The organism is Shewanella sp. VK101 (genome assembly GCF_056497865.1).
Map to the genome: position 1 here is coordinate 50075 of NZ_CM151402.1, position 25158 is coordinate 75232.

At 53.3% G+C, this 25158-nt stretch carries 20 protein-coding genes; 9 read left to right on the forward strand and 11 right to left on the reverse strand.

All coding sequences use genetic code 11. From position 1 onward, the window contains the following. Window positions 1-6: 6 nt before the first annotated feature. Both ACSHSR_RS00230 and gpmM read right to left on the reverse strand, forming a co-directional pair. Window positions 7-1143 carry a murein hydrolase activator EnvC family protein gene (locus ACSHSR_RS00230; protein ID WP_028780822.1) on the reverse strand — a complete coding sequence of 379 codons (1137 nt, stop codon included), beginning with the start codon at window positions 1141-1143 and terminating at the stop codon, window positions 7-9. Between the two features lie 10 nt (window positions 1144-1153). Continuing rightward, window positions 1154-2695 (reverse strand): 2,3-bisphosphoglycerate-independent phosphoglycerate mutase, encoded by a 1542-nt coding sequence (gpmM, locus tag ACSHSR_RS00235; protein ID WP_101058651.1) that lies wholly within the window; start codon window positions 2693-2695, stop codon window positions 1154-1156. Between the two features lie 228 nt (window positions 2696-2923). Here gpmM and ACSHSR_RS00240 point away from each other — a divergent pair, with 228 nt between their 5' ends. From ACSHSR_RS00240 to ACSHSR_RS00255, 4 genes are all read left to right on the forward strand, one after another. Beyond that, window positions 2924-3358 (forward strand): rhodanese-like domain-containing protein, encoded by a 435-nt coding sequence (locus ACSHSR_RS00240; RefSeq protein ID WP_025888165.1) that lies wholly within the window; start codon window positions 2924-2926, stop codon window positions 3356-3358. A 206-nt stretch (window positions 3359-3564) separates the two neighbouring features. Continuing rightward, entirely contained in the window at window positions 3565-4050 is a 486-nt protein-coding gene (secB, locus tag ACSHSR_RS00245) for a protein-export chaperone SecB (protein WP_025010842.1), read from the forward strand. A 7-nt stretch (window positions 4051-4057) separates the two neighbouring features. Then, window positions 4058-5074, forward strand: coding sequence for an NAD(P)H-dependent glycerol-3-phosphate dehydrogenase (gene gpsA / locus ACSHSR_RS00250; protein WP_071237641.1), 1017 nt, complete (start codon window positions 4058-4060; stop codon window positions 5072-5074). Between the two features lie 78 nt (window positions 5075-5152). After that, window positions 5153-6343, forward strand: a complete 1191-nt coding sequence (locus ACSHSR_RS00255) for a BaiN/RdsA family NAD(P)/FAD-dependent oxidoreductase (RefSeq protein ID WP_107111771.1) — start codon at window positions 5153-5155, stop codon at window positions 6341-6343. 67 nt (window positions 6344-6410) lie between these two features. On the opposite strand, the gene ACSHSR_RS00260 is transcribed toward ACSHSR_RS00255, so the two are convergent. The 6 genes from ACSHSR_RS00260 to ACSHSR_RS00285 all read right to left on the reverse strand — a co-directional run bounded on the left by ACSHSR_RS00260 (window position 6411) and on the right by ACSHSR_RS00285 (window position 13142). Then, window positions 6411-9554, reverse strand: a complete 3144-nt coding sequence (locus ACSHSR_RS00260) for an efflux RND transporter permease subunit (RefSeq protein WP_479631155.1) — start codon at window positions 9552-9554, stop codon at window positions 6411-6413. Window positions 9555-9562: 8 nt separating this feature from the next. Next, entirely contained in the window at window positions 9563-11200 is a 1638-nt protein-coding gene (locus ACSHSR_RS00265) for an efflux RND transporter periplasmic adaptor subunit (protein WP_082052791.1), read from the reverse strand. Between the two features lie 26 nt (window positions 11201-11226). Further along, window positions 11227-11547 carry a heavy metal-binding domain-containing protein gene (locus ACSHSR_RS00270; protein WP_025010837.1) on the reverse strand — a complete coding sequence of 107 codons (321 nt, stop codon included), beginning with the start codon at window positions 11545-11547 and terminating at the stop codon, window positions 11227-11229. Between the two features lie 115 nt (window positions 11548-11662). After that, window positions 11663-12001, reverse strand: coding sequence for a hypothetical protein (locus ACSHSR_RS00275; RefSeq protein ID WP_234522240.1), 339 nt, complete (start codon window positions 11999-12001; stop codon window positions 11663-11665). Window positions 12002-12249: 248 nt separating this feature from the next. Continuing rightward, a complete protein-coding gene (locus tag ACSHSR_RS00280; protein ID WP_044733449.1) occupies window positions 12250-12705 on the reverse strand; it encodes a DUF2057 family protein in 456 nt (151 codons plus the stop codon). A 68-nt stretch (window positions 12706-12773) separates the two neighbouring features. Then, complete coding sequence (locus tag ACSHSR_RS00285) at window positions 12774-13142, reverse strand: hypothetical protein (RefSeq protein WP_144225167.1); 369 nt, start codon at window positions 13140-13142, stop codon at window positions 12774-12776. 384 nt (window positions 13143-13526) lie between these two features. Here ACSHSR_RS00285 and ACSHSR_RS00290 point away from each other — a divergent pair, with 384 nt between their 5' ends. Further along, window positions 13527-14090 carry a NapC/NirT family cytochrome c gene (locus ACSHSR_RS00290; RefSeq protein WP_025010834.1) on the forward strand — a complete coding sequence of 188 codons (564 nt, stop codon included), beginning with the start codon at window positions 13527-13529 and terminating at the stop codon, window positions 14088-14090. Between the two features lie 117 nt (window positions 14091-14207). Beyond that, window positions 14208-15533 (forward strand): IS4 family transposase, encoded by a 1326-nt coding sequence (locus tag ACSHSR_RS00295; protein WP_208184440.1) that lies wholly within the window; start codon window positions 14208-14210, stop codon window positions 15531-15533. Between the two features lie 260 nt (window positions 15534-15793). On the opposite strand, the gene ACSHSR_RS00300 is transcribed toward ACSHSR_RS00295, so the two are convergent. Further along, window positions 15794-17944 carry a TonB-dependent receptor gene (locus tag ACSHSR_RS00300; RefSeq protein WP_479631499.1) on the reverse strand — a complete coding sequence of 717 codons (2151 nt, stop codon included), beginning with the start codon at window positions 17942-17944 and terminating at the stop codon, window positions 15794-15796. Window positions 17945-18263: 319 nt separating this feature from the next. Between ACSHSR_RS00300 and ACSHSR_RS00305 the strand changes: the two genes are divergently transcribed. Together ACSHSR_RS00305 and ACSHSR_RS00310 are read left to right on the forward strand one after the other, a co-directional pair. Continuing rightward, window positions 18264-20606 carry a Tex family protein gene (locus tag ACSHSR_RS00305; protein ID WP_107006029.1) on the forward strand — a complete coding sequence of 781 codons (2343 nt, stop codon included), beginning with the start codon at window positions 18264-18266 and terminating at the stop codon, window positions 20604-20606. A gap of 333 nt (window positions 20607-20939) precedes the next feature. Beyond that, entirely contained in the window at window positions 20940-22940 is a 2001-nt protein-coding gene (locus ACSHSR_RS00310) for an LTA synthase family protein (RefSeq protein ID WP_062793569.1), read from the forward strand. Here the strand turns inward: ACSHSR_RS00310 and ACSHSR_RS00315 are convergent. Together ACSHSR_RS00315 and bioH are read right to left on the reverse strand one after the other, a co-directional pair. After that, complete coding sequence (locus ACSHSR_RS00315) at window positions 22892-23395, reverse strand: hypothetical protein (protein ID WP_345867028.1); 504 nt, start codon at window positions 23393-23395, stop codon at window positions 22892-22894. The two genes, ACSHSR_RS00310 and ACSHSR_RS00315, sit on opposite strands and share 49 nt — an antisense overlap. A gap of 38 nt (window positions 23396-23433) precedes the next feature. Next, entirely contained in the window at window positions 23434-24213 is a 780-nt protein-coding gene (gene bioH, locus ACSHSR_RS00320; RefSeq protein ID WP_186265203.1) for a pimeloyl-ACP methyl ester esterase BioH, read from the reverse strand. Between the two features lie 226 nt (window positions 24214-24439). Here bioH and ACSHSR_RS00325 point away from each other — a divergent pair, with 226 nt between their 5' ends. Beyond that, the gene (locus ACSHSR_RS00325; protein ID WP_243899549.1) at window positions 24440-24976 is read left to right on the forward strand and encodes a ComF family protein; all 537 of its coding nucleotides are present in this window, start codon (window positions 24440-24442) and stop codon (window positions 24974-24976) included. Window positions 24977-25158: the final 182 nt, after the last annotated feature.

The following is a 25158-nucleotide window of genomic DNA, read 5'->3' on the forward strand; positions in this document are numbered from 1 at the left end:
TGATGATTAACGCCGACAGTAATTTGCCGGATCGACAGCTTGCCCCTTATGCCTTATCTCAAAGTATAGGCCAGGCTCGGTTTGTCCTCCGGAACGTCCTACCAGTGCCACAGCTTCGCCGGCCTTGACCGTATCTCCTGCATCTTTCAGCAATGCCTGGGCATGGCCATAAAGGCTCATAAAGCCTTTGCCATGGTCGACAACCAACACCATACCAAAACCGCGCAGCCAGTCGGCATAGATCACCTTGCCGGCGGCTATGGCACTGATAGACTGGCCCTCCGGAGCCGATAACATGACACCTTTCCAGCGCACATTGCCGGAGCGCTGACTGCCAAAGCTGTTTTTGATCCTGCCCTTGGTGGGCCAATTGAGTGAGCCGCGAGACTTGGCCAATCCATCCATGCTTGGGCTATCACGCATGGCAGCCAGGGCTTGCTCGACAACCCGTTTCAGCGAGGCTTCTTCTATCTGCAGTTGCTCCAGTTCTGAGGCCTTACTGCTGATGGTGCGTTGCAGTTCTTTCAATGTCTGTTGTCGCTGATCCTGTTCTTGATTGAGGCGCTTGGATTGAGCCTTTTGATCCAGTACCAGCTTGTTGAGTCGATTGCGTTCCTGCTGCTCGCTCTGCTGTACCGCCGACAATTCCTGGCGGGTTTGTTTCAGTTGTTCTATGGCCTGCATTCTGGCCTTGTTGAGAAAGTCATAGTAGGCCAGCATCCGTTCTATGGTGGCCGGGTCTTGCTGGTTGAGCAGCATCTTACTGTAATCATGATTCCCGGCGAGATAAGCACTGGTTAGCTGTTTGGCCAGGGTTTGCTGTTGGCTTTCTTTGAGCTTGTCCAGCTGTGCGGCTCTTTGCTTCAGCTCGGAGAGACGCTTTTCGGCGTCGCTGAGAGCATTTTCAGTTTGATTGACCTTACGGGCGGCATCTGCGATAGCCTGCTCGTCTTTTTTCAGCAGTTGCAGCAGTTTTTCCCGCTGTTTGCCTGTGTCTCTCAGAGCGTTTTGCTGGGCGGTGATCTGGGATTGCAGTGCCTTTAACTCGGACTGACGCCGCTCCAGATCGGATGCCTGCAGCTGAGAGGAAAACACGAGAAAGCCAGCAAGTATGCTGGCTTTGGCTAAAATACGCTTCTGCACCGGGTCAGTGTTACTCTTTTGTATGGATTAACGGACGCCCTGTCATTTCGTCAGGAATGCTCTGTCCCATCAGTGTCAGCATGGTTGGTGCGATATCACTCAGGCGGCCACCTTCATCGATTGTGGCCTTGCGACCGACATAGATAAAGGGCACCAGCTCACTGGTGTGGGCGGTATGAGCCTGGCCTGTGGTTTCGTCCACCATCTGCTCGGCGTTGCCGTGGTCGGCAGTGATAATGCACTCACCATCTACCTTGGCCAGTGCGTCCACTACTCGGCCTATGCAGGCATCTACAGCTTCGCAAGCCTTGACCGCAGCATCAAACTTGCCGGTATGACCTACCATGTCACCGTTGGGGTAGTTACAGATAATGACATCATATTTAGTTGATTCAATAGCTTCAACCAACTTATCTGTCAGCTCTGTCGAACTCATCTCAGGTTGCAAGTCATAGGTAGCTACTTTGGGTGAATTGATCAGAATACGGTCTTCACCCTCGAATGGTTGTTCTTTACCGCCATTGAAGAAGAAGGTTACGTGGGCGTATTTCTCGGTTTCTGAAATACGCAGCTGGGTCAGGCCGCGATTCTGCAGTACTTCGCCCAGAGTGTTGACCAGGTCTTCCGATGGGAAGGCTACCGGGGCTTTGATATCGGCGGCATACTCGGTGAGCATGACAAAGTTAACCTTGGGCGTCACTGCGCGTTCAAAACCATCGAAATCCGGATTGACGAAGGCGCGGGTGATCTGTCTGGCGCGGTCGGCACGGAAGTTCATGAAAATCAGCGCATCGCCATCGTGCAGTGTTGTGGCCTTACCTTGATCCAGAATCGCAGTTGCGGCAACAAACTCATCGTTTTCATCGCGGTCATAGGCAGCTTCCAGCGCGGCTACGGCAGAGTCGGCACTGTATTTCCCCTGACCTTGAGTGATCAGATCGTAGGCTTGGGAGACTCGGTCCCAACGGTTGTCCCTGTCCATGGCGTAGTAGCGGCCAACGATCGAGGCTATGCGACCTCGGCCCAATTCGGCAAACAGCTTGTCGAAGCGTTCCAGGCTGGCTTTGGCGCTGCGTGGTGGGGTGTCACGCCCATCGAGGAAGGCGTGCAGGTAAACCTGCTTGGCACCCCGCTTGACGGCCATGCGGCACATGGCTTCAAGATGATCTTCATGGCTGTGAACACCGCCGGGTGACAGCAGTCCCATGATGTGTACTGCGCCGTCTGCCTTGATGGCAGCGTCGACCGCCTCGATAAGTGCTTGGGTTTGCTCAAATTCGCCATCTTCAATGGCCTTGCTGATGCGGGTCAGTTCCTGATAAACGATACGGCCGGAACCAATATTGATATGGCCCACTTCAGAGTTGCCCATCTGCCCGTCAGGCAAACCTACATCTTTACCTGAGCCGGAAATCAAACTGTGGGCGTATTCGGCGTTGAGTCTGTCGAGAACTGGAGTATTGGCATGATGGACGGCATTCATATGCGTGCCCTCACGATAACCCCAGCCGTCCAGAATAAGCAGTGCCAAAGGACGTTTGCTTGTCTTCATGTTGATACCTGTAAAGTTGAAAGAATCGGTCAAATCTGAAATTGGTTAAATATTACTACGTCTGTCCTGAGGGCAAAAGCCATTTGCCCCGATTGTGATAATAGGGCGGACCGCGCCTTAACGCCGACTCAAGGGGCAAAACTGCTGTGAAACAGCTGCAATCTGCCTGGCCTCTGGGTATACTCTGCGCTTGTCCTAAATGGCCCAATAGATAACAGGCAGTTAAAAATGCAGGAATATGTAGAGTTTCTTAAAGCCCACCCCATGCTGAGCCTGGCCTGGGTAGGTTTGTTTATAGCCGTGGTGGTAACCCTGTTCAAATCCGGCTTCTCCAAGGTTAAAACCGTTGATCATCAGCAGGCGATTTTCCTGATGAATAAAGAAGATGCCAAGGTGATAGATGTGCGTGCCAATGCCGACTTCCGTAAGGCGCATATTATCAATGCCCAGAATGTACCTATGGCCGACATCAAAAATAATCAAATCGCTAACCTTGAAAAGTACAAAACCACACCCATTATACTGGTATGCAACGCTGGCATGACCTCATCTCAAGCGGCTCAGATTTTGGTTAAGCAAGGCTTTGAAAAAGTCTTTAACCTCAAAGGTGGTATGGGTGATTGGCAGGCAGCAAATATGCCTGTGTCCAAAAGCAAAAGATAATGAGTGTCGGCGGTTGTCATTGCATCCTGCGCCCTTCTATTAGTAGAGTGGGCCATGCTGAAGTGGCAACCGGCATCCTGAGTTCTGTTCCGGCGCTGAACAGATGAATAGCAGGGATGATGACTGGGAGTCGCAACCGACCCGAGTAACATACGCCCCAAACACCGGCTCATTGCAAGCCGAGACTAAATGGATAGGTAGGAATTATGGCTGAAGTAGCAAACAACGAACAACAAGCCCCACAGTTCAACATTCAACGTGTGTATATCAAGGACGTTTCTTTCGAAACACCTAACAGCCCAGCGGTATTCCAGAAAGAGTGGAATCCTGAAGTTAAGCTGGATCTGGATACCCGCAGCGCCAAGTTGGCCGATGATGTATTTGAAGTGGTACTGTCACTGACTGTGACTGCCAAAAACGGTGAAGAAACTGCGTTCCTGTGTGAAGTACAACAAGCCGGTATCTTCTCTATCTCAGGTCTGAGTGATCCTCAACTGGCTCATTCTCTGGGTGCTTACTGCCCTAACATCCTGTTCCCTTATGCCCGTGAAACTGTGGCAAGCCTAGTATCCCGTGGTACTTTCCCACAGCTGAACCTGGCTCCTGTGAACTTCGACGCCCTGTTCGCTCAGTATGTGCAGCAGCGTCAAGCCGCCGCAGAGCAAGCTCCGGCCGAAGAAGCGAACGCGTAATCAGCCGATGAAAGACACTGCCGAAATAACGGTATTGGGGGCGGGCTCTTATGGCACCGCCCTTGCCATTTCTTTGGCCAGCAATGGACACAGCACCCTGTTGTGGGGGCATGAGCCCGAGCATGTGGCCAAACTCGCTGCCGAGCGCAGCAACCAAGCCTTTCTTCCCGGGATAGCCTTTCCCGACTCCCTGGTGATGGAAGCCGATCTGGCCAAAGCATTGGCGGCGTCGCGGAATATTCTGGTGGTGGTACCAAGTCACGTTTTTGCTGATGTGCTGGCTCAGGCCAAGCCTCTGCTGCGTGATGATGCCCGCATCATTTGGGCCACCAAGGGGCTGGAGCCGGAAAGTGGTCGCCTGTTGCAGGATGTTGCCCGCGATGTGCTGGGGGAGAAGTATCCGCTGGCGGTATTGTCCGGACCGACTTTTGCCAAAGAGCTGGCGGCAGGTTTACCAACCGCCATCTCAGTGGCTGGTACCGATGCCGAGTTTACCCAGGATCTGGTGGAGCTGTTGCACAGCCCCAAACGTCTGAGAGTCTATGCCAATGACGATTTTATCGGCCTGCAACTCGGTGGCGCGGTCAAGAATGTCATCGCCATAGGCGCCGGCATGTCCGATGGTATTGGCTTTGGTGCCAATGCCCGTACTGCCCTGATCACCCGAGGTTTGGTGGAGTTGAGCCGTCTGGGGGAAGCCCTGGGCGCCCATGCTTCTACCTTTATGGGAATGGCGGGTCTTGGGGACCTGGTGCTGACCTGTACCGATAACCAATCGCGAAACCGTCGCTTTGGTTTGGCATTGGGTAAGGGTTGTGATGTCGATACTGCCCAGGCTGAAATCGGTCAGGTGGTTGAAGGGTACCGCAACACCAAAGAGGTCTACACCCTGGCCAAGCGCTTGGGGGTTGAGATGCCGATCACCGAGCAGATCTATCAGGTGTTGTATCAGGGCAAATCGCCTATTGATGCGGCCAAAGAACTGCTGGCCAGAGAGAAGAAGTCGGAAACCTCGGCAGACTGAGCCATCTCCAATCCCGGAAAAGGATGCTAGAATAGCGTCCTTTTTTATTGCCCCTTGTTGGGCCCGAGAGTGAGCGTTATGTCAGTTAAACAGCATCAGGTGATCATTATCGGCGCTGGCGCCGCAGGGTTAATGTGTGCCCTCACTGCCGGATATCGGGGCCGGGATGTCCTCTTGCTGGATAACGCCAAACAACTGGGGCGCAAAATTCTGATCAGTGGCGGCGGTCGCTGCAACTTCACCAATCAGAACATTGAACCGGGCGCCTATCTCTGCAGTAACCCACACTTCGTCAAATCGGCGCTGGCTCGTTTCAGCCAGTGGGACTTTATCGCCATGGTCGAGCGGCACGGCATCGATTATCACGAGAAGACTCTCGGACAGCTGTTTTGTGATGACTCGGCTAAAGACATTGTTGATATGCTGACCACAGAGTGCGATTGGGCCGGAGTCAAAATTCAGCTGCGTACCGAAATTCTGTCTGTGGCAGCCACAGATGACGGTTACAGCCTACAAACCAGTGAAGGGGAATACGGTTGTGAATCACTGGTGATAGCCACTGGTGGCTTGTCCATGCCCAAGCTCGGGGCTACGCCGTTTGGATTCCGCATTGCTGAGCAGTTTGCCATCAAGGTGCTGCCGACCACTGCCGGGCTGGTTCCCTTTACCTTGCAACCTGAAGACAAGGCCAGGTTTGAAGGCCTGTCCGGTATCAGCTTGCCGGTTATCGCCAAAGCCGAGTGCGGCAGGCAGTTTAGAGAAGCCATGTTATTCACCCACAGAGGTTTGTCCGGGCCGGCTGTGCTGCAGATCTCCTCCTACTGGCAGCCAGGCCAGAGTGTGCTTTTTGATTTACTACCGGACCTGGATTTTGTCGATTGGTGCAAAACAATTACTGCTGAATCACCAAAATTGTCGCTTAAAAATGGACTATCTCGGCTGCTACCTAAGCGCTTGGTTGAGAGGCTGCTGGAGCTGGGCGAATTACCCAACAAGAACCTTAACCAACTGTCCAAGGCAGATGTGGCAGCACTGGACAGTTATTTCCACTGCTGGCACATCCAACCCGGCGGCACCGAGGGTTATCGTACCGCCGAGGTGACTCTGGGCGGAGTGGACACCAATGAGTTATCCTCCAAGACCATGGAGGCCAAGCGTCATCCCGGACTCTATTTTATCGGTGAAGTGGTGGATGTCAGTGGCTGGCTCGGCGGCTATAATTTCCAGTGGGCCTGGAGTTCCGGCTACGCCGCTGGTGAAGTGGTGTAACTGAGCTCAATCCAATAAAAAACGGCTGCATTGGCAGCCGTTTTTGCTCTTGCAATCATCTACTGGCTTATTCAGCCTTAGGCTTGCTCAAGTGACGACGGTAGATAAGCAGATAGAGCGCCGGCAGTACAAAGAGCGACAGCACGGGGGCGGTAACCATGCCACCGACCATGGGCGCGGCAATCTTCTGCATCACATCGTTGCCCGAACCTGCGCCCCACATAATCGGGAGCAGACCGAAGAAGATGGTCGCCACTGTCATCGCCTTGGGGCGGATCCGCATCACCGCACCTTCAATCAGGGCGTCCTTAAGGTCTTCCACTCTGTGGTATTCGCCTCTGTCCTGCTTGTGCTTGATGGCATTGTTGAGATACACCAGCATGACCACACCAAACTCGGCCGCGACCCCGGCGAGGGCTATCATGCCCACCGCGACAGCGACCGACATGTTGTAGTCCAGCAGATACAGCAACCAGGTACTGCCCACCAAGGCAAACGGCAGCGACAGCATAATGATGCTGGCCTGCATGGATGAGCCGAAGGTCATCAGCAGCAGTATGAAGATCACCGCCAGTGCCATGGGGATCACTTGCTGCAGTTTGGCATCGACCCGCTGCATATACTCATACTGGCCGGCAAAGCTGTAGCTGTACCTGGCCGGCAGCTTGAGCTCCTGCTCCAATACCGGCTTGACGGCTTCGATATACTCACCGATGGACGTGCCGCCGATATCGACAAATACCCAGGAGATCAAACGACCATTCTCACTCTTGAGCATAGGCGCGCCATCCGTGATTTCGATGTCGGCCAGATTGCGCAGCGGCAGATAGTGGCCACTCTTGGTGATCACCGGCAGCTCTCTGAGCTTTTCTATATTGTCACGCAACTCTCTTGGATAGCGCAGGTTGATGGGATAGCGCTCGGCACCTTGAACCGACTCACCGATATTCATGCCGCCTATTGCGTAACGTACTACGTCCTGAATATCGCTCAGGGTCATGCCATATCTGGAGGTCACCTCGAGTTTCGGCGTGATGTCTATGTAGCGGCCGCCACCCACCCGCTCGGCATAGGCCGACTTGGTATGAGGCTGCGCCGATAGAATTGCTTCTATCTGGGCCCCTATCTCCTGCAGTTGATTGACATCGGCGCCGGTGATCTTAATCCCCACAGGTGTCTTGATACCGGTAGACAGCATGTCGATACGGGTCTTGATCGGCTGCACCCAGGCGTTGGTAAGACCGGGCACTTTTACCGTACTTTGCAGCTGGGCAATAATGCCGTCGAGATCCATGCCTTCGCGCCACTGCTCTTTGGGTTTGAGCATTATGGTGGTTTCCAGCATGGTCAATGGCGCAGGATCCGTGGCGGTTTCGGCGCGGCCAACCTTGCCAAACACCCGCGCCACTTCCGGAACGGTTTTGATCAGCCGGTCGGTTTGTTGCAGCACTTCGGCGGCCTTGCTGGCACTGATGCCCGGCAAGGCTGTTGGCATGTACAGGAGATCGCCTTCCTCTAGCTCGGGCATAAACTCACTACCCATATGACTCACCGGATACCAGGCACTGGCCAGCGCCACCAGAGCCGCCAGCAGGGTTAGCTTGGGGAAGCGCAGCACAGCATTGAGCATAGGTTTGTAGATGGCTATCAACACCCGGCTTAGTGGGTTGCTGCTTTCCGAGGGTATCTTGCCGCGGATAAAGAAGCCCATCAGGATAGGCACCAAGGTGATCGACAACACAGCCGCGGCGGCCATGGCAAAGGTTTTGGTATAAGCCAGAGGGCTGAACAGCCTGCCTTCCTGGGCTTCGAGGGCAAATACAGGCACAAAGCTCAGGGTAATGATCAGCAAGGAGAAGAAGAGTGCCGGGCCCACCTCAATGGAGGCCTCGGCGACAATTTTCCAATGCTCTTTGGCGTCGGGTTGGCGCTGGTGGTCCTGTTTGAAATGCTCGAGGTGCTTGTGCATATTCTCGATCATCACAATGGCGCCATCTACCACGGCCCCGATGGCGATGGCGATACCGCCAAGACTCATGATATTGGCGTTAACCCCCATATTGTTCATCACAATAAAGGCGATCAGTATCGACAGTGGCAGGGTAATGACGGCCACCAGGGTCGAGCGAGCGTGCAGCAGAAACAGCAAGCAAACAATGCTCACAACTACCATCTCTTCCAGCACCTTGTGCAGCAGGTTGTCGACTGAGTTTTCAATCAGTTGCGATCTGTCGTAGGTGGGAACTATCTCCACGCCTTCGGGGAGCCCCGCCTTGAGTTCTTCCAGCTTGGTTTTCACCGCCTCGATAGTCGCCAGGGCGTTTTCCCCATAGCGCATGACTATGATGCCACCGACGACTTCGCCCTCACCATCGAGCTCGGCTATGCCGCGGCGAGATGCAGGGCCCTTGCGTACGGTGGCAACGTCTTTCAGCAGCAGTGGTGTGCCTGAGGGGCTGGTGATCCCCAGCGGGATTTCACGAAAGTCCGCCAGTGTTTGACGATAGCCCTTGGCGCGTACCATATACTCGGCTTCGGCCATCTCCACCACAGAGCCGCCGGCCTCGTTGTTGGCCTTGGTAATAGCCTGCTTGACTGAGGCGATGTCCAGCTTGTAAATCGCCAGCTTGTCCGGCTCCAGCACTATCTGATAGGTCTGTTCCATGCCTCCGACTGTGGCGACTTCCGATACCCCGGCAACACTCTGCAATTCCAGCTTCAAATACCAGTCCTGCAAACTCTTGAGTTGCGAAAGGTCCAGATTACCGCTGCGGTCTACCAGGGCATATTCATAGATCCAACCGACCCCGGAGGCATCGGGCCCCAGTGAGGGTTGCACCCCTTCGGGTAAACGACTGCTTATCTGGCTCAGGTATTCCAATACCCGGGAGCGGGCCCAATAGATGTCGGTGCCATCTTCAAAGATCACATAGACATAGGAGTCACCGAACATGGAATAGCCGCGCACCGTCTTGGCCCCGGGCACGGCCAGCATGGCGGTGGACAGGGGATAGGTCACCTGTTCCTCTACCAGCTTGGGCGCCTGTCCCGGATAGGCGGTTTTAATGATGACCTGCACATCGGACAGATCCGGCAGGGCGTCGAGCGGCGTGGTACGCAGCGCCTGAATCCCCCAAACCGTCACCATCAGGGTGACAATCAGCACCATCACCCTCTGTTTGATAGAGGCTTCAATGATTTTTTTCAGCATGTTGCCTCCTAGTGCTGGTGGCCAGAGCTCAGGCGCATCAGGCTGCCCTTGAGACTGGCTTCTGAGTCCAGCAGGAATTGCCCGGAAATCACCACGTTTTCGCCTTCATGCAGGCCTTCGAGGATCTCTGCCTTACCCTGACTCAACATGCCGACAGTGACCTTTCTGGCACTGAAACTGGCATCATCCTGTTTGACTATGACCCGGTTTTCCTTGCCTGTTTGGATCAAAGCTTCCTGAGGGATCACCAAAGTATCGCGTTTCGGGCCACCATAGAGGGAAACCTTGGCCAAGGTCTTGGGCCTGAGCTCCATCGCTTGATCATTGTTGAGTACCACTCTGACCCTCAGGCTACGGGTGATGGGATCCAGCTCGGGATAGATATAGTCAATCTTGCCTTCTATGCCCTTGAGTCCCATGGCGGGGATATTGACCTCGGCGGCCTGACCCACTTCCAGCCAGCTTTGCTCGTTTTCAAACACGTCGGCGATGACCCAGACCTTGGAGAGGTCGACCAGTGACATGACCTCGGTCTGAGGTTGTATATACATGCCGTCACGCACCGCGAGCTGTTTGACTATGCCGCTTTCGCGGGCGTAGAAAGGAACCCGGTATTGGGTCTTGCCAGTCTTGGCCAGCTGTTTGATCTGCTCTTGGTTCATGCCCAGCAGTTCAAGACGTAGCCCGGCCTTACGCAATAGCTCTTGGTAGTTGGCACTGTTGCCTGAGCGTTTCAGGGTATCTTGGGCCAACAGATAGTCGTCCTGGGCATTGACCAGATCCGGTGAATAGATCTCGTACAGCAGCTGGCCTTTCTCGACCCTGTCACCGACAGACTCTACTTTAAGCTTTTCAATCCAGCCATTGACCCTGGCATGGATATGACTGATCTGGCTCTCGTCATAGTCTATCTGGCCGACTGTTTTGACGAACTTCCACAACGTGTCCCTTTCTACCTTGGCCACTTTGAGGGCCAAGGCTTGTTGCATCTGGCCTGAGACATCTATTTCAACGGTTTCCGAGTGACTGCCCATCTCGACTTTTTCCAGATTCATGCCGCAGATGGGGCAGGTGCCCGGCACATCGCTGATGATATGAGAATGCATGGGGCAGACATATTTGATGTTCTTGCCCTGATCCAGAGGTGCAGGTTTAATCTCCAACGCGGGCTTTGTCTGCTGCATGGCGTGCTGGCTATGGTCATCAGCTTTGGTTTTTGTAACCTGGGTTTCTATAGTCTGGGCGTGACCGGCATGGGAACCGGGCTCCTCTTCTTCCTCTTCAACCAGGAACATGTTGCATTTGGGGCAGCGTCCCGGCTCGTGACTGGTCACTTCCGGATGCATGGGGCAAACATAGGTTTTTTGCAGGGCCTGTGTTGGTTCTGCCAAGGCTTCAGTAGCCTCATCTTTGACCAAAAACATGTTGCACTTGGGGCAACGTCCCGGCTCATGGCTGGTGACTTCCGGATGCATGGGGCAGTAATACTCCTGAGTTGCCGTCCCATGTTGATGATCTTTGTGTTGTTCCTGCCCTTGGGGCTGATTGCCCTGGGCCATTGCCTGCATACTCCATTGCGGGCCGACAGCCAACACCAGACTAAGCGCGCAGGCCAGTCGTTGGCGTTTACGGTTTGAATCGCTCATATGCCTCATCTCCAGCTACAGCTTGATTAGTGGTGGTGGTGTTTCTGGCCTGCTACAGGCTCAAGATTCATACCACATTTGGGGCAGGAGTCACCTTTCTTGCCTGTCACTTCAGGATGCATGGGACAGTGGTAGCCGGCTTGTTGCTGTTTTTCCAGGAACATACCGCACTTGGGGCAGGAATCCCCTTTGTTACCCGTCACTTCAGGGTGCATGGGGCAAGCATATTCGGCCGTTACGGCGGCTTGTTGCTGGCCGTGATGATGTTCACGTTCGTTTGCGAAGCTGGCACGGGCCAGGGTGACAGACAGTAAGGCAATAATCAGGACACTGATAAAGGTTTTCATTGATTCACTCCGTTTGGGATACGGCTTTGACCAGGCGCCGGCTGGCATTCCTAGGGCTTATCCCATAAAAAATTGTATTTATTGGCAGATTTTGGGCACAAGTGTGCCGTGGGCATCAAACTATGGGTGGTTTGATAGTCTGGCCGACAGAAACAGAGTGGAAATGAGGCATAGGCGTGGCCACGGCGGCTTCGGGCAGAGACATCACCGGCCAGGAACCGACGGCGATGAGGGTACCCGCTACGGATATCACCAGACAATGGTTACAGTCACTCTTGCAGAATCCTTTGCCTTCACAGCAATGACTCACAGTGTCGGGAAGCACTGTATCAACTTGCGGGTCATCGCAGCAGTGACTGCTCTGTGTCTGTTGAGGGTGACAATCCATGGTGGCAGCCATTGGGTGTGCCGTGGAGTGCATTTCCCCGGAATGCGCTTCAGCTGTGGGTACCATCCAGTGTCCATTGGTTAGCATACCCTGCCCGAGCAATGCGAGCATGGTAAACAGAACCAGGATGTGGCGGCGAACCGATAGCATCTTGAGCTTGAACTCCAGAGAGAATGAACCCCGTTAGTCTACCATGCTTTAAAATGCTTGCCTTGATGTGATTCACATCTGAAGAAGTGCGAAAATATCTTCAGCTATTCTCGGGCAATCATTGGTTTGCAGGCTGACCTTCTGCCTCACTCCACTCTGAAAACTCAGCGGCGCAGCTGTGCCAACCAGTCGGCCATCAGGCCCCCATGGGTCATTACCTCGGCCGGAACAGCCTGGCCGGCTTCATCCACTACTTGCAACTGTGGGCTGCGAATAAAGGCGTTGGCTTCGGCCTCGGTATCCAGAGTCGGTAACTGCAGTTGTAGGCTTTGTTGCTTAGCCACTGTCAGTGTCAGGTAGAGGGGGCCGGATTTGACCCAAGCGCCCGAGTCATCGGCATTGACGGCAAAAATATCCCGGTACTGGAGCTCAACGACATGTTCACCGGCAGCCAGTTTGTGGCTGTCAAAGTTGGATACTGCCTGGCCATCGATAGCCTTGATCGCCAGATTATCCGGCAAGTTTAATTCAGCAGCGAAACTGCCAGGAGCCATAAACAGGGCGGTAAGCACTAACAGGGCGGCGCTAAAACGAGATGCAGAAATTTTGTATGCAGACATAGTGGGAACTCCCAAAAATATTCAGATGTAAAAACATTAACTAAAGCTGTGCGGCCTGATGGCCAGAGTTACATCTGTACTGAGTTGGGAGGGGGTGTTTGCTGTGAGAGTATGGCGGTTTGCAGGCTCCAGCTTGGCAGGGTAATCTGCTGGCTTCCAGTCATCACCAAAGGGTGGCTGGTAGTAAGCAGGCTTACACCTGGTGTGCAGTGGCTGGCACAGTTGCCCATGGTGCCGCAATCCATACCCAGATCGCAGTCGGGGCAATGTTGCTGGCCTTGGCAGCAATCCATATCCATGGTCATGCTAGCGGATGCAGATGGGTTCATGGTCGCCATCGGCTGATGCTCAGACACGGCTATAGACGCAGCAGCAGGCATCATGGCCTGTCCCAGCGTCATTATCAGTGTCAGTATCAGCAGCAAGCTTCTCATCATTATCCTTTGGGTCTGGCAAAGCACGCGATAGGTGCTTGCCTCAATAGACAGACATATTGGTTAAATAGTTTCCTCTTGTCCAAAATAAATTGTGCATTACCTCTTAGGTGTCGCTTGGATCACATTTATTGTTTCGAGAATTGGCTGTATGTTAATTATTCGATTGACTATGCTTGATTAAGCCTGTGCCATGCATTAGGTTTAGGAAAAGTGCATATATGGCGCTGACTTAAAATCCAGTCGTCAATAGGCCTTGAGAGTTAGAGCTAAGTCTCATTTTGCACTTTTCAGGTCAGATTAATGAAAGAAAACTGGTTTATAATCAAATTTCAGAACAACGAATAGCTCAATATAGATATAAGAATTTTATTTTGGAGAAGAGTGATGAACTGGCGTGCAATCTTTAAACCCAGCGCAAAGTATTCCATCCTGTCGCTGCTGGTTGTCGGCATAGTGATAGGTGTTGTGGGTTACTTCGCTACCCAGCAGACGCTGCATGCAACCAGTACAGATGCGTTCTGTATGACCTGCCACAGCAACCACTCACTGAAAGATGAAGTGCTGGCTTCAGCCCACGGCGGCGGTCGTGCCGGTGTAACTGTTCAGTGTCAAGACTGTCACCTGCCTCACGGCCCGGTTGACTATCTGGTGAAAAAGATCATCGTTTCCAAGGATCTTTACGGTTTCCTGACTATCGATGGCTTCAATACTCAGGAATGGTTGGATGCCAACCGTAAAGAGCAGGCTGACAAAGCACTGCACTACTTCCGTGACAATGACTCAGCCAACTGTCAGCATTGTCATACTCGCATCTATGAAAACCAGCCTGAAACCATGAAGAAGATGGCTGTTAGAATGCACAGCATGAACTTCAAGAAAGATCCTGAAAGCAGAAAGACCTGTGTGGATTGCCACAAGGGTGTAGCGCATCCTTATCCCAAGGGCTAATCTTCTTTGAGCTGGAAAAACCGCTGCTTGCAGTAATGCCGATCAGTTAAGACAGATCGCTTGACGATCTCACTGAAAGGATCAAAATCCGATGACCCCATGTCATCGGATTTTTTTATGCAACTTTCAGAAGCTTTGGCGCGTACTCATATCAATCGTCTTACCGAATTCACCTGTCTGGCCGATGTACTTGAGCCTGAGTTAATTCAGTCGTGCCTTGATTCACATGGTGTTGCCAGTTTAAGACGACGTAAGTTACCTATGGATGCCATGATTTGGGCGGTGATTGGTATGGCTCTGTTCAGAGGCGAGTCCGTCCGTTCACTCATCAATAAGCTTGATATCGTCTTACCGCAAGAGGTGGATTACGTTGCGCGCAGTGCTGTCACGCAAGCGCGTAAGCGATTGGGCTCTGACGTTGTTCAGGATGTGTTTAAGCGAAGTGCCAAGACCTGGCATGAAAGAGCAGAGCATCCTCATTGGTGTGGGCTCAACCTCTACGGTGTCGATGGTGTCGTGTGGCGAACACCTGATAGTGAGCAAAACAATCAGGTGTTCGCCAAAACCGCCAACGCTTCTGGTGATGCTGCCTATCCTCAAATTCGCATGGTTTGCATGATGGAGTTAAGCAGCCACCTGGTATTGAACAGTGCCTTTGATTCTGTTGCTGTCAGTGAAATGAATTTAGCCGCCGAACTGATATCAAGCATACCCAATAACAGCCTGACGCTGTTTGACAGAGGCTTTTATTCGTTGGGGCTTTTGCACGCCTGGCAACAGGCTCAACCGAACAGTCACTGGCTGCTGCCGTTGAAGAAAGGGACACAATATGAAGTGGTACGCTCTTTAGGAAAACACGACCAACTGGTGCAGTTAGCCACCACGCCTCAAGCCAGAAAGAAGTGGCCTATGCTACCTGACAATATTGAAGCTCGCTTACTGACAAAGACGATAAAAGGTAAGTCGGTTTCCATTTTGACCTCATTAACAGACCCCTTGCGTTATCCGGGGGCAGAGATAGCGGATTTATATGCCCATCGATGGGAGATAGAAGTGGGCTATCGGGAGATGAAGCAGCATCTTCTGGAGAGTCGCTTTACGTTGCGTAGTCAATTGCCAGAGTTGGTTATCCAAGAATTGTGGGGGGTACTATTGGCCTATAACCTCATCAGATACAAGATGATGTTGATGGCTAAGAGCTTACCGTCGTTACATCCGAACCAATTAAGCTTTAGAGATGCATCGAGTTATATCATTTTTAAACTGACTCAACTGTCATCTCAAACGCCTGGAAATGTCCCGAGAGAGGTCTTGGACATAGTGCGTAATGCGAGGCAGTTCAAGCTTGATGGGAAACGGGATAGAGCCTATCCACGTGCGTTAAAAATGAGTAAAAACAAGTATCCCATTAAGCCTAAGAAAAATGCCGTTCACACTAAGTGAACGGCATTACTGCTTGCAGCGGTTTTTTTATGCCCTGATTTCAAAAAACATTGCAGCTTGTAAAAGTGCTAGTTGCCAATTACTGTGTCAGCCACTCTCTACACAAGAGAGTGCTATTAGCACCTTCCTTAGGCTCTGTTCCCCAATCGAGCTGATGCCGCCGCTGACTGGGCTCGCGGATAAAGTCGCTTGAAATTATGCCTCGTGTAATAAAAAGGGCCGCCGATTGGCGACCCTCAATTTGTCATTAACAGGCTGGATTAGAAAGGCAAGGTGAAGCCTATGCTGAAAGTACGGCCCATGCCCTTGAAGTAACGATTGTCGTTAGCCATAGTCTGTGAGTAGTAACTGTAGTAGTCCTTATTCAGCAGATTCTGTAGCCCCAATGTCAAAGTGCCTTGGTAAAGCGGCATAGAGAAGGAGGCATCAACTGTGACATAGCCGTCAAACTCGGCGTACTCTTCACCATTGGCCTTCTTGAAGCTACGGTCCATATAGTAGTTGGCCTGAATGCGCCCACTCATCTCGGCATTGAACCTGTGTTCCCAGAACAGGTTGAGACGATTGGGTGCTATGTTGGCGCCGTCGAGATCTGTGTCTGTGCTGCCATCTTTATTGGAGTCATACTCCCCTTGCTGCAGCGCCAGGTTCAGCCCCAGATCGTCGTCATTACCCAGGTAAGCCGTGACATTGGCTTCCAGCCCCTGGATCACGCTCTTTTCCCGTTTCACATTGTAGAAGCCGTCTTCATTCAGGGCCAAGCGGGCACCCAGTTTGGCCTCGGAGTGATACAGTGCCAGCTTGGCTGCCAACAACTCGCCTTGATAGTCCAAGCCCAGTTCATAGTTGTCTGTGACCACTGGCTCCAGCGTCAAGGAACCTTCCACGCTAGGGTTCTGGTCCGGGAAGCTGTTGCCGTCACGCAGAATTCGCCCTATGTCGGCCATACCAAAACCTTGGCTGTAACTGGTATAGAGGCGCAGCGCTGAGGTGAAGTTATAGCTGGCACCTATATTGAACAGGGTTTCATTGAAATCTGGTTCGCCACCGGCAACCTGTTTGTGGCCAGAGGCCCACAGGGTTTGGAAATCATCGACCTTGAGTTTGGCATATTCATAACGAACGCCGCCGGAAAGGGTCAGGGCATCCACAGGTGAGAAGCTCAACTGGGCATAGGGGGCGATATTGTCGTAACGGGTCTCGGGTACCCAGGAGCGTCCGGTCTGCACCAGATCCTGCTCTGTGGTATCGCTGAAAAGGTCTACACCATAGGCCAGATCCACGCCGCTGTCGGCCAGATTATTGGCGATCATCGACGCCTTGAGGCCCCACTTGTTGGACTTGTTGCGTGACTGGTCATAGAAGTACTGCTCGCCATTGGCGCCGGTATCACAGGTTGTCAGATTCGCTGCACCTTCGAAGGCCGGATCATAGAAGCTGCCGAAACAGCCACCGCCATAGACACCCTTGAAGTTCTGGTTGAACAGTTGCAGCTCCAACTGCTGCCCGGCGATGTTGCGATGCTTGTAGGTGAGGCTGCTGGTGGTGACCTTGTTGTTGGCTGCCTGCCAGGGTTGTTTCTGTTTCACCGCCGATGTTGGAGTATCTGTGGCGACATTGCCTTTGACCGGCATCCAATCACCATTGTTGTCCATATCGTAGTGGTTGACCATCAGCTCCAGTCGCGACTCGCTGAACTCATAGCCCAACTTGAGGAAGAAGTCCTTGCTCTGGCTGTCCATCGACTCGCCCTGGGTGGTGTCGACACCTATGACATCGTCGTTGGCATCATAGTAAACACCATTGCTGTGGTATCCCACTGAACCCAGCATATCCAGGTTGCCGCTTTGGCCGGAGAAGGCATAGTTGGCACCAAAACTCAGGCTATCGGACTCGAAGCCGGTGGGGGAGGACAGATCAAAACTTACCCGGCTTTCGTTGTCGCCGCTGGGTTTCTTGGTGATGTAGTTGATTATGCCCCCCTGAGCGCCAAGGCCGTGCATGGCATTGGCGCCATGGATGATTTCAATTCGTTCTATCATCATGGGATCTATGGTTTGACCCGAGCGACCACCACTGCGCAGAGGGTTTGACTGAGGCACGCCATCTATCATGATGAGGGGAGCTCGGCCGCGCAGGGTTTCACCGGTATTGGTCATTTTCTGGCGGCTGGGGGAGAAACTGGGGGCCAGGTTTCCCAAAATGGTCGATAAGTCCCGGGTAGTGGCCAACTGTTGTTTGAGCTGTTCCTGGTCTATGACTGTCACTGTGTTGGGGATGGCACTGAGTGGTTTCTCCATCCGACTGGAAGTGATGACCATGGTTTCCATTTGGGGATCTTTGGCGTAGGCCGCCTGGGCTGCCAGTCCGGAAAGTACTGACAGAGCGACGAGGGAGCGAGTGAATTTCATCATTATTCCTATGTTTGCCACCTTGGAAGACGGCTTATTGGTTTGCGGTTTCCGGCGCTCCCTGCCAACTTTGTAAATACAAATAATTGTCATTTATATAACGATTGTGAAGTATAAGTAGGCAGGTTTTCCCTGTCCATAGCTGTGATGAATTTTTGTAAAGAGTGTCAAGGTGCTAAACCTGAGCGAGTCAAACGCTTAATCGGGAATGCGATTAGCCGACTAATGGCTGGAATCTCACTCTCCGGCTATGAAACTTTCAGGCAGCCTGTGGTATGGTTGGCGCAACTGAATTTTGTCAATCCAACAGATCCTTACTATGCATAATATTGCTCAGATTATTGCCCAGGAGCTGAACGTTCGTGAGCAGCAGGTTGCTGCAACTATCAGCTTGCTGGATGAAGGCGCTACAGTGCCTTTTGTGGCCCGTTACCGTAAAGAGGTGACGGGGGGGCTGGATGATACCCAGCTGCGTAACCTGCACACTCGTCTCGGTTATCTGCGGGAGCTCAACGATCGGCGTCAGGTGATCCTCTCCTCGATTGAAGCTCAGGGAAAACTGACCGCCGAGCTGAAGCACGCCATCAACGAAGCCGACAGCAAGACCCGGCTCGAAGATCTGTATCTGCCCTATAAACCCAAGCGCCGTACCAAGGGCCAAATTGCCATTGAAGCCGGTATCGAGCCCTTGGCCGATGCCCTCTATGCTGCTGTCGGCAGCGCCTCCATGGATCCTGAACAGGCTGCCGAGGCCTATCTTAATCCGGAAGCCGGTTTTGCCGACGCCAAGGCGGTGTTGGATGGTGCCCGTTATATCCTGATGGAACGGATCGCCGAAGATGCCGAATTGCTGGCCAAGGTGCGTAGCCATCTGCAACAGTCGGCTGTCATTGAAAGCCGCTTGATTGCAGGAAAGGAGAAGGAAGGCGCCAAGTTCCGCGACTATTTTGAGCACACTGAAAAACTCAGCTCAGTGCCTTCTCACCGGGCGTTGGCTATGCTGCGCGGCCGTAATGAAGGCGTGTTGAGTCTATCTATGAATGCCGACCCTGAGGCAGAAGCCAAAGCCGGTAGCTATTGTGAGGTGCTCATCGCCGAGCACTTGCGTCTCAAGCTGAGTGACAGCGCTTTGGATAACTGGCTGAAGACGGTTATCACAGCCACTTGGCGGATCAAAATCGCCCTGCAGATGGAAACCGAGTTCATCGCCAGAATGCGTGAAGCGGCGGAAACCGAGGCGATTAAAGTTTTTGCCCGTAACCTGGGCGACTTGCTGATGGCACCTCCTGCCGGAGCCAAGGCCACCATGGGACTGGATCCCGGGCTGCGTACCGGGGTTAAGGTGGCTGTGGTCAACGACACAGGCAAGCTGGTGGGCCATACCACTATCTTCCCTCATGCGCCGCAAAACCAGTGGGACAAGTCGATACGCACCCTGGCCAATCTGGTCAATATGCACAAGGTGGAGCTGATCGCCATAGGTAACGGCACGGCTTCCCGTGAAACCGACAAGCTGGCAGCAGAAGTGATTGCCATGGTCAAAGACAGCAATCCCGGTATCACCAAGGTGATGGTCAGTGAAGCCGGAGCCTCTGTTTATTCGGCATCTGAGCTGGCGGCCAATGAGTTTCCTGATCTCGATGTTTCACTGCGCGGCGCCGTATCCATCGCCAGACGTTTGCAGGATCCGCTGGCGGAACTGGTTAAGATTGAACCTAAGTCTATCGGTGTGGGCCAATATCAACACGATGTCAGCCAGAGCCAGCTGTCGGCTTCTTTGGAAGCCGTCGTTGAAGACTGTGTAAACGGCGTCGGTGTCGATGTGAATATGGCTTCCATGCCACTGCTGAGTCAGGTGGCCGGTCTTAACCGCACCTTGGCCAAAAATCTGGTGGAATACCGCGATGAGCATGGCCGCTTCAACGACCGTAAAGAGCTGCTCAAAGTACCACGCCTGGGACCCAAGGCCTTCGAACAGGCCGCCGGCTTCCTGCGGATCCGTGAAGGCAGCAACCCACTGGATGCATCGGCCGTTCACCCCGAGGCCTATTCACTGGTGGAAAATATTGCCAAGCTTAAGGGCCAACCGGTTGCCGAGCTGATAGGTAACAGTGAACTGTTGAGCAGTATCAATCCGGCCGAGTTCACCACGGATGAATTCGGCCTGCCGACAGTGACAGATATCCTCAAGGAGTTGGATAAGCCTGGTCGGGATCCAAGGGGTGAGTTCAAGACAGCCAAATTCAAAGATGGGGTTGAGGCTCTCAAGGACCTTAAGCCTGAGATGATCCTCGAAGGTGTGGTGACCAATGTCACCAACTTTGGCGCCTTTGTCGATATCGGCGTGCATCAGGATGGCCTGGTGCATATCTCTTCTCTGACCGACAAGTTTGTCAGCGATCCTCATACTGTGGTTAAGGCCGGTGATGTGGTCAAGGTGAAGGTCATGGAGGTGGATGTTGAGCGTAAGCGTATTGGGTTGTCGATGCGCCTGGACGAAAAGATTGAGCCCGGTAAGCCACAACAAAGAACCGGCAAGCCGCAGGCCAAGGGCAGTAAGCCTGGTCAGGGCAAACAACGTCCGGCCGCCAAGCCACAGCCAGTGAATGCTGCCATGGGCAATGCCTTTGCCGATGCCTTTGCCAAGCTGAAGAAAAACTGATCGGTAAGCCACTGAATACCTGTCAGTGTCTGGCTTAAGGAATCCCTCGATAATTATCGGGGGATTTTTTTACACTCCATTTTCTGCAACCAACACTCGAGCCAATGCTGCCCTTTTCTACGAACCTTGAACTCTGCCGCTTTTCCCTGTCTTTTGCGAACTGTTTCACCCTCTGGCGTTATCGGCAATTACAAACAAATGTTAATGAAACTTTATCGTAGCCTTTCTGTCATAATGACGCGGCAAATCGGCTCGGGCAAAGAGTTGGCGTGCGGTTAAACCTCAATTTTTATATCAACCACCGAGATACAAGAGTGGCAAGGATTTTAGGGCATGAAGTTTTCCCATCTTAAGTTTACGGGGCCGTTTCGCGGTGTACTGACTTTCAGTTTATTGGCTCTGTTATGCCTGATGTTGAGCCGAATTGGGCTGGGGCTTTGGCAATATGAACGGGTAACCGCCGTTGGTGGTTGGAGCCATATGTTGTTGCAGGGGCTGCGGGTCGATGTGGCCATGCTTTGTTGGCTCTGGGGCGTTGTGGCACTGGGTACTGCCTTGTTTGGCGGCGATCATTGGCTTGGGCGTTGCTGGTCTTGGATACAACGTCTATGGCTGACTCTCGGGCTTTGGTATTTGCTGTTTTTGGAGCTGTCCACACCCTCCTTTATTGAAGAGTACGGTGTCAGGCCTAACCGTCTTTACGTCGAATATCTTATTTACCCCAAAGAAGTGCTCTCCATGCTCTGGAGCGGCCGCAAACTGGAGCTGATCCTCTCCGTGGTCTTATCCGGAGTCATCCTCTGGGGCGGCTGGAAACTCTCAGGTTACCTCGGTCGCAATTGTCGTTTCCCCAAGTGGTATTGGCGCCCTGTGCTCGGTGTGCTAATCATTGTCTTGTCACTGGCGGGGGCCAGATCCAGTCTCGGTCACAGGCCGTTGAACCCAGCCATGGTGGCCTTCGCCGATGATCCGCTCGTCAACTCGTTGGTGGTCAATTCCGGTTACTCTCTGGCCTTTGCCATCAGCCAAATGAATAACGAGGCCGACGCATCGCGGATCTATGGCGACATGGACAGAAAGGAGATCTATCAGATAATCCGCCAGGAGAGTGGCCGTGCGCCCGCTGACTTCATATCAGACAAATATCCCAGCCTGAGCCAAAATCAGGCCAGCTATCGCGGTAAACCCAAGAATATAGTCATCATATTGCAGGAGAGCCTGGGAGCTCGTTTCGTTGGCAGCCTGGGAGGCTTACCACTGACACCCAATCTGGATGCCCTGGCCGATGAGGGCTGGTATTTCGAGAGCCTGTATGCCACGGGTACACGTTCGGTCCGCGGTATAGAGGCGGTGACCACAGGCTTTACCCCCACGCCGGCGCGCTCTGTGGTGAAACTCGGCAAGAGCCAGAGCGGCTTCTTCAGCCTGGCGGAATTACTGCAGGCTAAAGGGTATTCCACCTCTTTTATCTACGGTGGTGAAAGCCACTTTGACAATATGCGCAGCTTCTTCCTCGGTAATGGTTTCAGCACTATCGTCGACCAGAAAGATTATCGTAAACCTGCCTTTGTCGGCTCCTGGGGCGCTTCGGATGAAGATTTAATGCGCAAGGCCGATTCAGAGTTCAAGCGGCTCCATGCCGAGGGCAAGCCTTTCTTTAGCCTGGTGTTCAGCTCCAGCAATCATGATCCCTTTGAATTCCCTGATGGCCGTATCGAGCTGTATGAACAACCGAAACAGACCCGCAACAATGCTGCCAAATATGCCGATTACGCCATAGGTGAATTTTTCCGCCTGGCCAAAGAGGCTGACTATTGGCGTGATACCCTGTTCCTGGTGGTGGCCGATCATGACAGCCGGGTTTCCGGGGCCTCCTTGGTGCCTGTGCCCAGATTCAGGATCCCGGGCTTGTTGCTGGGTGATGGGATAACGGCCAAACGGGACTTGCGGGTAGTGAGCCAGATAGATCTGCCGCCAACTCTGTTGTCTTTAGCCGGCATAGATGCCACTTACCCCATGTTGGGGCGGGACCTGTCAAAGGTGCCCGATAGCTGGCCGGGCAGAGCCTTGATGCAGTACGACAAGAACTTTGCCTATATGCAGGGCAATAAGGTCACCATATTGCAGCCGGAGAAGGCGCCTGCGACCTTTGATTACGACCCTGTTAAGGAACAACTGCATACAGCACCGCTCGCAGAACCTATGGCTCGCAAGGCTCTTGGGTTAGCGCTTTGGGGTAGCATGGCGTATCAGGAAGGTTTATATAAGCTGCCGCCAAAGACGGATCAAACCAATGCTGAAATGCCGGCATCGGGCAGGGGCTCAGTACGCTGATGGTAGAAGGTGTCGATTCTCTGCCCCAGCTCACGATAAAACTGCGGTGCTTCATTCGGCATGGGATGGCGCTCGGTACTTGATTCGATGGCGGGCTTGGGAAATGCCGCGGCTTCTGGCTGACGGTTACGGATATCGCGGCGATCCAGGGCCGGCTTGCTGACCAGATTCAGCAGCAGTGGCTTACTGCCTTGGCGCTGCTGTTGTTCCTGTTGCTGCTGTTGTTGACCGGATTGCTGTTGGCGCTCCTGGACTCTGTCGGCCAGTCTGGCCTGTTGCTGCGCCGAGTCTGCAGTGCGTTCGTGCTGCGGGTTGAAGGCCCTTTCTTCATGGCCTTTACTGGGTTGCTGCGGCGGAATGACCGGCGGTCTTTGCTGACTCTCTACCCGAGCGGCATCGGTCGCGGGATTACTGGTCGCGATCGGTACCTGTGGATAGTGTGAGACAAGCTGCATAGGGTCATTCCTTACATTGCTGTCCAAATAATAGTCAATCAGGGCAAGGAATTAAAGTCTTTCTCTGTTAGCCAGCTATTTAGCCCCTGAATAAACTCCTGAGGATGGGAAATAAAGGGGGCGTGTGATGCCTTGGCCAGCAGTAAATCTGTGGTTGATGCGTTACCCGGCAATAGGTTAGCGACTCTTCTGGGCACCAGCCCATCCAATCTTCCCCAAACCCTGAGCCAGGGAAGGGCGAGCCGTTCCAGTCCGGGGCGCAGATCCACCTTGGCCAACATCTCCAAACCCTGCGCAAGAGCCTGTTCATTGGCTAGCGGCCGCGCCAGAACCAGCTCGCGAATGGTGCGAATATCGTCGCGGGCGCTATCACTGCCCATGGCTTGGATTGCCAGAAACCTTTCTATGGTTCGCTGCAGATCCTGTTGCAGTTGCTCGGCAAACTGAGTCAGCACATTAGGTGCTATTCCAGGCCATTGGTTATCGCTCCTGGCCATAAAGCAAGGAGAGGAGGCGACAGTGATAAGCCCGGCAACTCGTTCTGGAAAGCGCTGAGCTACTCGGGTGGCAACCAGGCCACCAAGCGACCAACCCAACCATACTGCCTGCTCTGGCAGAGCAGCCACCAGAGCCTCCACCCAGTCGTCAAGCTCCCCGTCAATGGCCTGGCTAAAACCAAATCCCGGCAGGTCGACACTGTGGACTCTATACTGAGACAAGCCAGGCAGCAGGGGATGAAAAACGGCACTGTTGACGCCCCAACCGTGGAGCAAGATCAGATCCCGTCCCTGTCCCTGGCTTTCGATATGCAGACTCACTGAAACACCTCATGGAAGACTTGTTATGTGGAGCCCTCTATTGGCAGGATGCCGGGCCCTATTGGCCGCCAGTTTACCCAACCGTTGCCTACTGTGTCACCAGCAGATCCCGTCAGCCAGTCAGGGTTTGTGTGCCTGCTGTCTTGCGGCCACCTGCTACCGACAACCTATTTGCCTCGGCTGTGGTCGGGAGTTGACCGTCATTGCACGCTTTTGTGGTTCCTGCATGAAACACAGTCCTATCCCTGTTGTGGCCCCGGCCAGCTATCACTCGGCATTGGGGCCGCTTGTCGGCCGAGTCAAATACCAGCAGGATTTCGCCCCTCTACCCGCACTGGTTAGGGCCTTGTCTTGCAGGGTAAAGGCATTGACGGCAGCCGGACTTATCTGTTGGCCACAGGCCTTGGTGCCTGTTCCTTTGCATCCGGCGAGGCTGCAACAGCGGGGCTTCAATCAGGCCTGGGTGATTGCATCTATGCTGAGCCAAGAGTTGGGGCTGCCGCTGGAGGATTCTTTGTTGTTGCGGATAGCGGATACTGCGCCACAGGCCGGCCTCAGTGGTAAGGCCCGCAGGCGTAATCTGGCCAAGGCGTTTGCCGTGAGCGGGGCACCAAAGTGGCAACGATTGGTGTTGGTGGATGACGTGGTGACTACAGGCACCACTATCCGGGAAGCCGCCAAGGCTTTGGCTCCCTGGTCGCCGGATGTTCAGGTTTGGTGTTTGGCCAGAGCCGAAGCGCCCGGATTGAACCATAGCTCCTGAGCGGTTAAAGGCGGTAAGTATGGTGCCAACTAAAGATCAAGATCCGGCCTGGAATTGTGGAAGATAAAATCGAGATCCCGACAACAAAAAACTCAGCTCTATCGCTTTCGGGACTACAAAGCGCATGACAGTCGGAGTATGATAGCTCTAATTCTTACTAATTTACTCAGGTTTACCCTGAC

What these genes read in the sequence shown, in the direction of transcription:
- ACSHSR_RS00310 (WP_062793569.1), top strand. Translation starts at nt 20,940, where the DNA reads ATGAAGTTTTCCCATCTTAAGTTTACGGGGCCGTTTCGCGGTGTACTG.
- ACSHSR_RS00315 (WP_345867028.1), bottom strand. Translation starts at nt 23,395, where the DNA reads ATGCAGCTTGTCTCACACTATCCACAGGTACCGATCGCGACCAGTAAT.
- ACSHSR_RS00240 (WP_025888165.1), top strand. Translation starts at nt 2,924, where the DNA reads ATGCAGGAATATGTAGAGTTTCTTAAAGCCCACCCCATGCTGAGCCTG.
- ACSHSR_RS00285 (WP_144225167.1), bottom strand. Translation starts at nt 13,142, where the DNA reads ATGATGAGAAGCTTGCTGCTGATACTGACACTGATAATGACGCTGGGA.
- ACSHSR_RS00255 (WP_107111771.1), top strand. Translation starts at nt 5,153, where the DNA reads ATGTCAGTTAAACAGCATCAGGTGATCATTATCGGCGCTGGCGCCGCA.
- ACSHSR_RS00275 (WP_234522240.1), bottom strand. Translation starts at nt 12,001, where the DNA reads ATGGTACCCACAGCTGAAGCGCATTCCGGGGAAATGCACTCCACGGCA.
- gpmM (WP_101058651.1), bottom strand. Translation starts at nt 2,695, where the DNA reads ATGAAGACAAGCAAACGTCCTTTGGCACTGCTTATTCTGGACGGCTGG.
- gpsA (WP_071237641.1), top strand. Translation starts at nt 4,058, where the DNA reads ATGAAAGACACTGCCGAAATAACGGTATTGGGGGCGGGCTCTTATGGC.
- ACSHSR_RS00300 (WP_479631499.1), bottom strand. Translation starts at nt 17,944, where the DNA reads ATGAAATTCACTCGCTCCCTCGTCGCTCTGTCAGTACTTTCCGGACTG.
- ACSHSR_RS00270 (WP_025010837.1), bottom strand. Translation starts at nt 11,547, where the DNA reads ATGAAAACCTTTATCAGTGTCCTGATTATTGCCTTACTGTCTGTCACC.
- ACSHSR_RS00290 (WP_025010834.1), top strand. Translation starts at nt 13,527, where the DNA reads ATGAACTGGCGTGCAATCTTTAAACCCAGCGCAAAGTATTCCATCCTG.
- ACSHSR_RS00325 (WP_243899549.1), top strand. Translation starts at nt 24,440, where the DNA reads ATGAAACACAGTCCTATCCCTGTTGTGGCCCCGGCCAGCTATCACTCG.
- ACSHSR_RS00280 (WP_044733449.1), bottom strand. Translation starts at nt 12,705, where the DNA reads ATGTCTGCATACAAAATTTCTGCATCTCGTTTTAGCGCCGCCCTGTTA.
- ACSHSR_RS00305 (WP_107006029.1), top strand. Translation starts at nt 18,264, where the DNA reads ATGCATAATATTGCTCAGATTATTGCCCAGGAGCTGAACGTTCGTGAG.
- secB (WP_025010842.1), top strand. Translation starts at nt 3,565, where the DNA reads ATGGCTGAAGTAGCAAACAACGAACAACAAGCCCCACAGTTCAACATT.
- ACSHSR_RS00260 (WP_479631155.1), bottom strand. Translation starts at nt 9,554, where the DNA reads ATGCTGAAAAAAATCATTGAAGCCTCTATCAAACAGAGGGTGATGGTG.
- ACSHSR_RS00295 (WP_208184440.1), top strand. Translation starts at nt 14,208, where the DNA reads ATGCAACTTTCAGAAGCTTTGGCGCGTACTCATATCAATCGTCTTACC.
- ACSHSR_RS00265 (WP_082052791.1), bottom strand. Translation starts at nt 11,200, where the DNA reads ATGAGCGATTCAAACCGTAAACGCCAACGACTGGCCTGCGCGCTTAGT.